7 protein-coding genes are annotated in these 12,110 nt (G+C 35.6%); 5 read left to right on the top strand and 2 right to left on the bottom strand.

Annotated features, from left to right (window positions below):
* Positions 1–8 precede the first annotated feature (8 nt).
* The 3 genes from pdxR (at position 9) to RTL21_RS11425 (ending at position 2,951) form a co-directional block, all read left to right on the top strand.
* Positions 9–1,424, top strand: coding sequence for a MocR-like pyridoxine biosynthesis transcription factor PdxR (gene pdxR / locus RTL21_RS11435; protein ID WP_312096018.1), 1,416 nt, complete (start codon positions 9–11; stop codon positions 1,422–1,424).
* 73 nt (positions 1,425–1,497) lie between these two features.
* The gene (locus RTL21_RS11430) at positions 1,498–2,538 is read left to right on the top strand and encodes a SepM family pheromone-processing serine protease (protein ID WP_312096017.1); all 1,041 of its coding nucleotides are present in this window, start codon (positions 1,498–1,500) and stop codon (positions 2,536–2,538) included.
* Positions 2,539–2,759: 221 nt separating this feature from the next.
* A complete protein-coding gene (locus RTL21_RS11425) occupies positions 2,760–2,951 on the top strand; it encodes a hypothetical protein (protein WP_312096016.1) in 192 nt (63 codons plus the stop codon).
* A 63-nt stretch (positions 2,952–3,014) separates the two neighbouring features.
* Here the strand turns inward: RTL21_RS11425 and RTL21_RS11420 are convergent, their stop codons facing one another.
* Entirely contained in the window at positions 3,015–3,719 is a 705-nt protein-coding gene (locus tag RTL21_RS11420; protein WP_312096015.1) for an FHA domain-containing protein, read from the bottom strand.
* Between the two features lie 335 nt (positions 3,720–4,054).
* Here RTL21_RS11420 and RTL21_RS11415 point away from each other — a divergent pair, with 335 nt between their 5' ends.
* Complete coding sequence (locus RTL21_RS11415) at positions 4,055–6,727, top strand: PBP1A family penicillin-binding protein (protein WP_312096014.1); 2,673 nt, start codon at positions 4,055–4,057, stop codon at positions 6,725–6,727.
* 490 nt (positions 6,728–7,217) lie between these two features.
* On the top strand, positions 7,218–9,947 hold the full coding sequence (locus RTL21_RS11410; RefSeq protein WP_312096013.1) for a tetratricopeptide repeat protein: 2,730 nt from the start codon (positions 7,218–7,220) through the stop codon (positions 9,945–9,947).
* A gap of 150 nt (positions 9,948–10,097) precedes the next feature.
* Here the strand turns inward: RTL21_RS11410 and RTL21_RS11405 are convergent, their stop codons facing one another.
* Complete coding sequence (locus tag RTL21_RS11405; RefSeq protein ID WP_312096012.1) at positions 10,098–11,747, bottom strand: glutamine--tRNA ligase/YqeY domain fusion protein; 1,650 nt, start codon at positions 11,745–11,747, stop codon at positions 10,098–10,100.
* Positions 11,748–12,110 lie beyond the last annotated feature (363 nt).

The raw sequence follows: 12,110 nt of genomic DNA, 5'->3' as shown, positions 1-12,110 counted from the left end.
GATTTTCCATGATCTTTATTACAATTGATCGTTCGCAATCTATTTCTCTTACGCATCAAATATATGATCAAGTTCGAAATGGCATATTGGAAAAGCAATTAAAGGAAGGAGAAAAACTGCCCTCATCAAGAGAATTGGCAGGTTCTATTGGCGTTTCTCGGAATATTGTTTTAGAAGCTTATGAGCGATTAATTGCAGAAGGATATTTAGAGGTTAGACCAAAATCAGGAACATTTGTAGCACAAGGTACTTCTCTTCCATTTATGGAAAGAAAAAAGAAAATGGATTTTCCTAAAAAAAATAATGATTCCGCAAAAGTATTTATCGATTTTAAGGCAGGCAACCCAGCGATCGATTATTTTCCTAGGAAAAAATGGGCACAATTATCGAAGGAAATTTGTTTGCATTCATCAGAGGAAGCCTTTGGATATGGAGAGGCATCAGGATCAGCTGAATTAAGGGATGCACTCGTTAACTATTTAAAAAGAGTCAGAGGGGTACAATGCAGGGCGGAGCAAATTTTTATTACATCTGGTGCTACTCAAGGTCTGAAGCTCATTACAGAAATGCTTGGCAAAGACGATAATCCAATTGCAGTGGAAGATCCGGTAACAGATGAAATGAGGAATATTTTTACTTATAGCAAGGCGAAAATTATTCCTGTTCCCGTAGATGAAAACGGAATTGATCCGAATGGCTTACCGCAAGATGCCCCAAGCTTTGTTTTTGTTATTCCTTCCCATCAGTTTCCGTTAGGTGGTATTCTTTCTATTCAAAGAAGGCTACAATTAATAGAATACGCTCAAAAAATGAATTGCTATATTGTAGAAGATGATTATGATAGTGAATTTACCTATGAAGGAGCTCCTGTCCCATCCATTCAAGGAATAGCGCCAAACCATGTTATTTATGTGGGGACATTTAGCAAGATTCTTTCCCCTGGATTACGTATTGGCTATGCTATTTTGCCAGAGGAATTAGTTGATTCCTTTGAACAAATTAAATGGTTTTCAGATCGGCATACTTCCTCACTGGAACAATTAGTATTAGCACGTTTTATCAAGGAAGGATATTTAGATCGGCATGTTCGGAAAATGAAAAAAATATATAAAGAGAAAAGAGAGCGATTAGTTTCAGCTATTCAGCAAAATTTTCAATATGCTACAATCATTGGTAAATCAGCAGGTATGCACTTAGTAGTAGAAATTCCCGGCATCGATTTTCAGCCAGCATTAATACATAAAATTCAGGAATCCGGAGTGAAGGTATATCCGATCGAACAATATAGTTTAGAAAAAGGGAAGCATAAAGACAGATTTGTGATGGGGTATGGAGGACTAACTTTAGAAGAAATCGAAGCGGGTGTACAATTATTGCGAAAAACCTTGAATGAAATATCCTCTTTTAATGGAAAACCTATCTGAAATTCATTCTTTTTTAATGCGAAATATGTAAATATTTATATAAGTAAAATAACATCCTAAGGAGTATGTAAATATGAATAAATCAAGAAAAAGCATCTTTTCAAAAAAGTGGTTAGCCATACTTTTTGGGGTACTCATTATTCTATTATTTATCCCAACCCCTTATTATTTAAATCAGCCAGGCTCTATTGAGGCACTTGCGCCAAAAGTGACGGTAGAAGATGGAACAAAATCGGAAAAAGGAAGCCTTAATTTAACAACTGTTTATTCGATTAAGGCAAATAATCCATATATATATCTATACGGATTAGTCGCACCACATACGGAAATACGAAAAGAAGAAGAGGTAAGAGGGAATCTTAGTGATGAAGAATACAACAAGTTATTGCTTCACATGATGGATACCTCTAAGCAAAATGCTATTATTGCTAGCCTTCATGAAGCAGGAAAAAAAGTTCAGTTCGAATATAATGGTATTTTCGTTGCTCAAGTATTAGAAAACTCCAAAGCCAAATCCATTATTCAAGTTGGGGATATTATCAAAAAGGTTGATGGACAAGAATTTGCGAAAAGTGAAGCGTTAATCGCGTATTTAAAAGAGAAGCAAGCAGGAGACACCGTTCAGCTTGAATTTATGCATGACAAGAAAAAGAAGGAAGCAGCTATTGAAGTAATTGAATTAGATAAAAAGACAGGACAAGTCGGAATCGGAATTGCTCCTGAAGATAATATGACGATTCAACCTTCCATTGATGTTGCGATAAATAGTGAAAATATTGGTGGTCCCTCAGCTGGATTGATGTTTTCTTTAGAGGTTTATAATCAAATTGTGGAAGAGGATTTAACAAAAGGATATAAAATTGCTGGTACTGGCACAATGGATGCAGAAGGAAACGTAGGGCAAATCGGCGGAATTCAGCACAAAATAGTTGCTGCGCATAAAGCAGATGTAGAAATATTCTTTTATCCAAGAGATATAAATGAATACGATACAAATGAAAAGGAAATTAAGGAACAAATGAAGGAAGAAGGATATACAGATATAAAAATTGTCCCAGTAAGCACGTTGAAAGAGGCAATTGATTATTTGGAAAAGCTTCCTGAGAAGAAATAAGCTGAGCTGGAGGTTCCTTTCTGCTTATGAAGTCCATTTTAAAGTTAATATATACGACTGTACAAAAATCTCCTTACATACGAAGGAGATTTTTGCTTTTAAAAGACCAGCTACTATCACCAAAATCTAGCGTTTAGAAAAGAATGAAATGGGAAAGTTATATATAGAAAGCGAAAAAGTGCGAAGAGCAGTCAGCAAAGGCATTCACAAGGAGGTACACCATGTCAGAATTTTTTGATGGTCTTTTTAATATTCTTTATGGAGCTTTCGGAGTTCCTCTTCTTTTAATTGTTCTTATTATTCTTGTCATTGTTGTATCGCAAAGAAGACGAAAAAAACGGATGAAGCAAGAAGATTGGATGGGTCATTCCCCTGTAGAGAAAATTGAAAAAGAGGATGAAAAGAAAAAATAATGAAGAACTTAAAAAAGGCGACAAACATAAGAGAGTTTGTCGTCTTTTTTTGCCAAAACCGTTTTAAATCACGCTATTTTTTTCATTAATAAAAGAAAGAATGTATCCTTTTCCTCTTATGTTTTCAATGCTAATGACAAGCTTTGTTTTTTTGCGTATCCGATAAATGATGGAATTGATTTCTTCATTACTTACATCAATTCCGCCTACACAATTTGGGATTCGCTCTGACCATACACATTGGATCAGGTCTTCTTTTGAGACAAATTGATCCTTATTCTTGATAAGGAAATCGATACATTTAAACTCTTTCTCCGAAAATTTCCACGTTTGATTATACCAGAACAATTCTTGTTTAATTGGATCGAGATAAAAATCCTTTGATAATCGTTTCTCTATTCCGTGAATAATCGGTATAATATCGGAAGTATCATCAATAATAGAAGCAACAGAAAGTTTAATTAAATCATTTGCTAGTGAAATTTTATCAGAAGCTTTGAGAATGGTCTCTTCATGTGCATTTAGGCGTCTATGATTTAAAAATGTTCCATGCTTACTATTCAAATCCTTGATGTAACATTGATGATTTTTGTAATAAATTGCAAAGTGCTTTCTTGATACAAAAATATTGCGAAACGAAAGATCAGGATCCCAGTTCGTCCCTTTTCTTCCTGCAATCAAAATCGAATTATTGTTATTCATTGGGATAAAGTCTCCCGCCTCAAATGGCGCCCCCTGTTCGACAATTAAGAATATTGACTCCTTCATATTTTTACTCCTATAAAAGAATTATCATAAATGTATCATTCATTATCTATTGATTAATCATTATATTATTATGTAAACTTCAAAAAGAATTCTTCCCTTATATCATATCAAAAAAACTGGTTGGAGGGTATGAGCTGCAAATTGGAAAAATCGTATTTTAAACGAATTTTTAAAGCCATATTCTATAACAATAAGACAGAGACAAATAAAGTAAAACGGTGCCTATTCTCTCTACTAAATCATACAAAAAACGAAAAATGAGGTGAAAAACCTGCTATCAAGAAAGTAAATATAGACAAAATGGATTTGTTTATATTTTGTTAGCAGCTACTCGAATGACTGAAAACAATCATTCTCGCGTTGAGCGAAGAAAAAAAATACAAGAAGAACAACGTTCATCAAAGAATCAAAAACCAAAGAAAAGATTTTGGAAAAAGTTCTTATATTTTAGTCTTATCGTTGGGATTTTGCTTTTTTTGGTTGGAGTGGGAGCAATTATCTTGATTATTAAAGATGCTCCGAAGTTTGACGAAACCTTATTAAAAGACCCTTTATCCTCTAGCTTATTTGCTAGTGATGGGAAAACAGTCATCGCTGAGGTAGGGGCGGAAAAACGTGATGATATAGGAATGGAACAAATTCCAGAGGTATTAAAGGATGCTGTATTAGCAACCGAGGATTCTCGTTTCTACAAGCATCATGGAATCGATGTAAAACGAACATTGTTTGCAATCTTTAAAGTAATTACGACAAGATCACTAGAAAGTGGTGGTGGAAGTACTATAACACAGCAACTGGTAAAAAATTCCTTTCTGTCAATTGAGCAAACACCAACAAGAAAAATTCAGGAATGGTACTTGGCAATACAATTAGAACGTCGCTTCACTAAAGAGCAAATATTAGAAATGTATTTCAACAAAAACCTATACGGTGGCGATGTATATGGAGTAGCAAAAGCGTCTGAGCGTTTCTTTGGGCTAAATGTGGACGAATTAGATCAATTAACACTTGAACAAGCTGCGCTATTAGCAGGAATTCCACAAAGTCCGAATCGATATATGCCAACCGTTGAGGACAATCTTGAACGGGCAGAAACACGAAGAAATATGGTTCTTAACTATATGAATAGACATGGTTATATTTCCAAATCAGAAATGACAGACGCACAAAGCACCCCCGTTGAAGAGACGATTAACATTCAGAAGCCGAAAGCAAATAAATATGAGGCATTTGTGAATAGCGTTTTAAAGGAGGTACAAGAAAAGACAAATGCGAACATTTTTGAAGATGGATTAGAAATTTATACAACCATCGATCCGGATATACAACAATTGACAGAAGATGTACTGTCAACCAATGATTATGTAAGCTTTCCAGATAATGAGAAGCTTCAAACAGCTGTAGTAATTACCGATACACAAACAGGAGAAATTAAAGCCATTGGTGGCGGGAGAAATTTTCAAACTAATTCCTATAATTATGCCACTATGATGCAACGTCAGCCTGGTTCGACAATTAAACCGATTCTTGACTATGGACCTGCCATTGAAAAATTCAAATGGTCAACAGGGCACAAGATAAAAGATGAAGAATATCATTACAGCGATGGGACTCCGATTCGAAATGCAAGTCGTACCTATGCAGGAAGTAAGACGATTCGAAATCACCTTGTTTGGTCACGTAATATTCCAGCATTAAAAACGTTTCAAGAGGTTGGCGCAGATGCTGCAACCGAATTTGCTAGAAGCCTAGGCTTCCCGATTTCAGATGAGCAAAAAGGAAATGAGGCAAACTCCATTGGCGGAATTGATGCGGCATCTCCACTTGTGATGGCCGGTGCCTACTCTGCTTTCGGTAATGGTGGTTACTATATGGAACCCCATACCGTAACAAAAATTGTCTATTCAGATGGGCGTGTTGAGAAATTAGCACCGACTGAGAAAAAAGTAATGGCAGATTATACAGCTTTCTTAGTAACCGATATGTTACGGTCAGTAGTTCATTCAGGTACAGGGACGAAGGCGAATATTCCTAGTATAGACCTCGCTGGAAAAACGGGAACGACGAACTTTGATGAACAAACCGTTACGAAATACAGCTTACCAAAAAATGCTGTAAGGGATGCTTGGTTTGTAGGGTATACTCCACAATATACTGGAGCCGTATGGACTGGGTTTGATAAAACGACATCTTCGAGTGACTATTTAAATAGCACAACGGACGACCTTTCTTTACTCGTTTTCAAAGCGATTATGTCAAAGACGGCGACAAGTCAAGATCGATTTAAGCAACCAGACAGTGTTGGAAAATTGGGAATGGAGTATTACGTAAAGGGTGGAGAAAAACCACAACCGCCAAAACCCGCAACACCAACCGATTTTGGCGCAGTTTATGATGAAGAAGCAAATCATATTCAATTATCATGGAACCACGCTACTATTAGTGGTTTTGAAACAAGCTTTGAAGTTTCTTATACAGTAGATGGAAAAACAACAAACTTAACGTCTACAGAGGATAAAAGGGTCGTTCTTCCAAATCCTGAAAAAGGAAAAGAATATGCCTTTACGGTTGTGGCAATTGCAGAAGGTGTAAAAAGTGATATAGCTTCAACTGCCATCAAAATTGAGGAACAAGCCAAAGTACCAAACAGTCCCAGTAATCTACAAGCAACTTATGATCAAGCATCAAATAGCATTTTGATTCATTGGCAACCTAGTAATGAAGGCGAAAATATCCAATACATTGTTTCTTTTACGGTTAATGGAATCCCGCAAACCTTAGCACCGACGTCAGAATTACAAGCCACATTGATGGGACTTCAGCCTGGTCAAACATATATTATTACAGTAACTGCCACAAATGAAGTAGGTTCTAGTGAAGCGGTATCTACGTCTGTTACAGTTAATCCGACTCCTGAATCTGGGGGATGGAACGGAAGCGGAGAAGATAATGGACTTGGTGACATTATTCATCCTGATTCAAATGCAGTGAATGGCATAACTCCATAAGTTTATAAGAAAATGGTTACCAGCTCACCAATGGTTGACCATTTTCTTTTTTTTTTGCATATTCCGTTTATATCCAAAAACGAATCAAAGAAAGATTTTGAGGTAGGTCTTAAGATGCAAGGAACTTTTTTTTTCGGGTAAATAAGGAAGCGGAAAAAACAGGGAAGAAAGGTACGATTGGCACTAGAGGAAGGGAATCATAATCAGTAATCTAAATATAATAGTGTCATTATAAAAGAGTGAGCATTCTATGTTCTTGTGGTGGAAACGTAACTTAAACAAGAAAAACAGGTAGGAATACCTAACATTTTAGAAGAATTACTTAACTGTTATTATATTGTAAAGAGATTGAATCGATATAGAAATCCATGAAATAGTCTGTTTTGCTACAATGAAGGATAGCCTACTAAGACATAATGCGAAAGTTTAAGCATAAATATATTATTTAGAAATGGATTTAAACACTCTAAATGAATAGCAGGGGGAAGTTATGACGTTAGAAAAAAAACTAATAGAAAAAACATATTATGAAGGATACTTAAATGATAGAGACGAATCGCCAATTGAGGTTTTAGGTCAATTATATATTGCGGAACAAAGAAAAAATGTTCCTGATTTAACTTCGATCCGCTTTGCACAAGGTGAATTATATTTTCAATACCATGACTATGAATCAGCTATTTTTAAATGGGAAAATATTAGTAATGAATTAGAGCCATGGGCGAAAAAAAATCTTGCGGATGCCTATTTGGAATTAGAGGAATATTCTACTGCAGAAAGCTTTTATAAATCAATCGTCACCGATTCTGAACTTTTAAAAACAGAAATATCTATGCAACTATTTTCTTTATATTTCCAAAAAGAAAATCATGAAATGGCATTAGAAATTATCAATAATCTTGTCATTTCAAATCCTGATTATGCCAATATAACAACTGTGGCCAAATCGTATTATGAAGAACAACAAAATTGGGAAAAGGCAATCCAGCTAGCTGTGAACGAAGGGAAAAGAACGGATGCATTAAAATGGTATGAAGCACTGATTCATTATAGTAATCTCGGTGTAATCAATCAGTTTGAACCAGGATATTTTATGGAAAGTTTGAAGAATCTGCAAGAATTAGATTTTGCTACTTTTGAGAGATTGGCAATATCCCTATGGAAAAACTATGAAGATACTCCATATTATCTAACATGGATAACCGTGTTTAATACAATTTATGAACCAGCGCCAAGTGAAGCTGAAGAGGGACTGTCACTCATTTTAGAAAAAGCGTATGCTCGTTTAATTAATGGCAGCTATCCGATTAAGGAAGTACAAGAGATAATTCCAGCACTTTTATCTAATTATTTCCTATCTTCTACTGGAAATCAGGTTTTATCTGCGGCATCTGCTGTTTTAGCTTGGAATGAAATGTTCAAACATTCTATTGAATATTCGGTTGTATCGAAAGCGGAAATAGTCATTAATGAAACTTCTGAGACGAATGTATCATTCCAGCAATTTATGCATTTATTTGAATCAATCATACAGTGGGCAGATAATCATGATATTCCACTTGACAAGAAATTTGCGCAAAAGGTACAGGATTATCTACCATCCGATCATTATCAATTATTGATGGTAGGCTCACCTGGGAGTGGCGTAAATGCATATATTAATGAGCTTGTGGGAGAAACTATTCTGGCGGAAGAAGCAAGAGCAATCTTAACGGTAAAAGATAATGATTATCTTGAAATTAATGAAGTAACTAACTCTGGATTGAGACCGATTGATACACTCACTAACTTCTATGATGAATTATTGACACATCAACATTCATCTGAGAATCCGAGCGTATTTCAATTAGATACCCCTTCTCATTATTTAAATCAAAATCGATGGACAGTTACGACGGTTCCATTTGTAGAAAATGAATCTTATGCAGATTATGCGATGCTTGCTGATAGTCTTCTATTTGTCATTAATGAACGCTCTGTTATTTCCTATAAGGAATATGAACAGTTAAAGCAATGGAAAGAAAAATCTCCATTTCTAACGATACAATTTTTGATTTATATAGATGATGCGGAAAATGAGAAAGTTGCAACCAAGCGTTTACAAAAGGCAACGGCAGCCATTCAGCACTATTTCCCAAGTAGCAAAATCTTTATCTATTCCAAGCAAGAGGATAGAAAAATTCAATTAGATGAGGTTAGCCGCTACTATCAACAGCATTTCAATGGAAGAAACATGAACGAAGAAAGACTGCAAAGCTGTATCTCCATTATTCAAGATTTAATTACAAATCTATTAGATAAACGTTTAGATTTGGAAAATAGTTTAAAGGGATCTCTAGAATTGTATGAGGAAATGGTAAGTAAGCTTACAGGCGCTAAAAATCAGCTTATGGATATGGAAGCGTCAAAAATTGACTTAATTACAAAGCAGTTTGAAGAAATCAAATCGGAAACGCAAGAGGCACTTAAGAAGGATATTCCAGCTATTTTAAAAGGATGTAAGGATTTTGTGCAAGAAGATAGTGATTTTACTAAAATGCATGTTTCTCTAAATGAAGAGATGAATAAACGTGTAAATCAGTATATAAATGAAACATTATCACCGCGAATCCATCGGAGCATTGAGGAATGGATTCAAACTTCTCATAAGCAGTTAGGAGAAGGACAACAATTCCTGCAAGAACTTTGCGAAGGCTTTAATGGAATATATAAAGAGCATCCATTAGAGTTAACCTGTGACTTTGCGATTATAGAAGATTGGAAAAGAGATGCACGCCGTTTGGCAAGCGGACTTCGTATCGATCCGTTAAATATTTTTAATCGCTTTAATGCGTCGCAAGTATTTTTAAAGAGTGCAGGGAAATTACTTGGAGCCATTCAACAAAATAAAAAAATGCTGCAATCTAAATATCAAAAGTACATCGAAACAGAAGACTTTTCTGAAGTAGCATCAACTGTTTCAACAGCTGTTTTACAGCATTTTGATTTCTATGAAAAAGGATTAGAAAATGATATAAAGATGTTCTTTATCAGTCCAAAGGTAACCTTAGAACAGGTTGCAGAAGAAAAATCAATAGATATTGAGGAATACAAGAATTTATTAGAACGCTTAAAGAATAATCCAGAAATGTTCCATGATCCATTGAAATTATTTGAATTGCGTTTGCTGCAATATGATTGGCTTGCAAATACAACAAAGCCAGCAACAACTTGGATATAAGGAATTTAACAAAGGGAGAAGCATAGTCGAAATATCGATTATGCTTCTCCCTTTGCTTTATAAGTTTTCTGAAGTTGATTTGTGTCTATCCGGGCACCCAGTGGCTGATGGGATTCACGTCCCTGGGTGCCCGGAGTTTGAAAAGTCCTTTTAAAGCTTAAATGAACTCTTTAAGGAAACGATGCGGTTAAATACAGGCTTTTCAGCTGTTGTGTATTTAGGATCCACATTAAAATAGCCATGACGGAAAAATTGGAATTTATCTTGTGGCTTAACATCCTTCATATTTGGCTCAATAAAGCCTTGGATTACTTCAAGAGAATTAGGATTCACATAATCCAAGAAAGTCTTGCCTTCTTCCATTTCCTCATCTTTATCAGAAATAAGTGGTTCGAATAAGCGGAATTCGGCAGGGATAGCTTGAGTTGCTTCTACCCAATGCAATGTTCCCTTTACTTTTCTGCCAGTAAATCCAGTTCCACTTTTCGTTTCTTTGTCGTACGTACAATGAAGCTCGATTACATTTCCTTCGTCATCCTTTATTACTTCTTCGCATTTGATGAAGTAGGCATGCTTTAATCGCACTTCGTTGCCAGGGAATAAGCGGAAGTACTTCTTCGGAGGATTCTCCATAAAGTCTTCTTGTTCAATATAAATTTCACGAGAGAATGGAATTTGTCTAATCCCCATCTCTGGATTTTCTGGATTAATTTCCGCATCTAACAGTTCCACTTGACCTTCTGGGTAGTTAGTAATGACTACTTTTAAAGGATTTAGAACACCCATTGTACGAGGCGCCTTTAATTTTAAATCTTCACGAACAAAGTGATCAAGCATCGCAGAGTCAACTGCTCCAGAACCCTTTGAGATTCCTAATTCCATACAGAAATTACGGATTGCTTCTGGCGTTACTCCTTTTCTTCTTAAACCAGAAATAGTTGGCATACGAGGATCGTCCCAACCATCTACAAATTTTTCATCTACAAGAAGCTTTAATTTCCGCTTGCTCATAACAGTGTTCGTAATATTTAAACGGCCAAATTCAATTTGTTGTGGTACGCTTTCCATTTCACATTCACGAACAACCCAATCGTATAGAGGGCGTTGATCTTCAAATTCAGTCGTACAAAGAGAATGGGTTACACCTTCAATTGCATCCTCTAATGGATGAGCAAATGCGTACATCGGATAAATGCACCATTTATCTCCTGTATTATGATGGGTTGCATGTGCAATACGATAAATAACAGGATCTCTTAAGTTAATATTAGGAGAAGCCATATCAATTTTTGCACGAAGAACCTTTTCGCCATTACCAAACTCCCCGTTCCGCATCGCTTCAAATAATTGTAGATTTTCTTCAATGGAGCGAGTGCGATAAGGGCTTTCTTTCCCTGGTTCTGTTAATGTACCACGGTATTCGCGAATTTCATCAGCAGATAAATCATCTACGTATGCTAACCCCTTTTTAATTAATAGAACGGCACGCTCGTACATTTCTTCAAAATAGTCAGAAGCAAAGAGCAGATTTTCCCATTCATATCCAAGCCATTCTACATCTTCTTTAATAGAGTTTACATATTCAATATCCTCTTTTAAAGGGTTTGTATCGTCAAAGCGCAAGTTTGTTTTGCCATCAAATTCATCTGCTAGTCCGAAATTAATAAAAATAGACTTAGCATGACCAATATGCAAATAGCCATTCGGTTCTGGCGGAAAGCGAGTAATAACCGTATCATGCTTTCCTGTTTCTAGATCTTCTTTCATGATGTTTTTTATAAAATTAGAGCCAATCTCCAAGATTATAGCCACCTTTCTAATATGTATGAATACTTTTAGTGTTTAGTATTGTACCTAGTAATTCGTTTATATCGAAAATATCAAAACGATCTTAGTATGATTATATCAATAATATAACCAATATTTTATTATAAACTTCATAGAAAGGAAACGAAAGTACAATAAATTTGTAAATTTTTATGGTTTTGGTTAATAACCTGTATAGTTTTGGATTGATTTTGAAGAAATATCCATTTTTGTTTGGGAAAGTGGTTTCCATAAGCAGGATGAACGCCGAAAAAGCCGAGGGAATCGGGAAAAGTGGTTTTCATAAGCAGGATGAACGCCGAAAAAGCCGAGGGAATCGGGAAAAGTGGTTTTCAT

It is taken from the genome of Niallia sp. (genome assembly GCF_031978665.1).
Lineage (GTDB): Bacteria > Bacillota > Bacilli > Bacillales > Cytobacillaceae > Niallia.
This window is presented reverse-complemented; position numbering and strand designations above follow the sequence as displayed.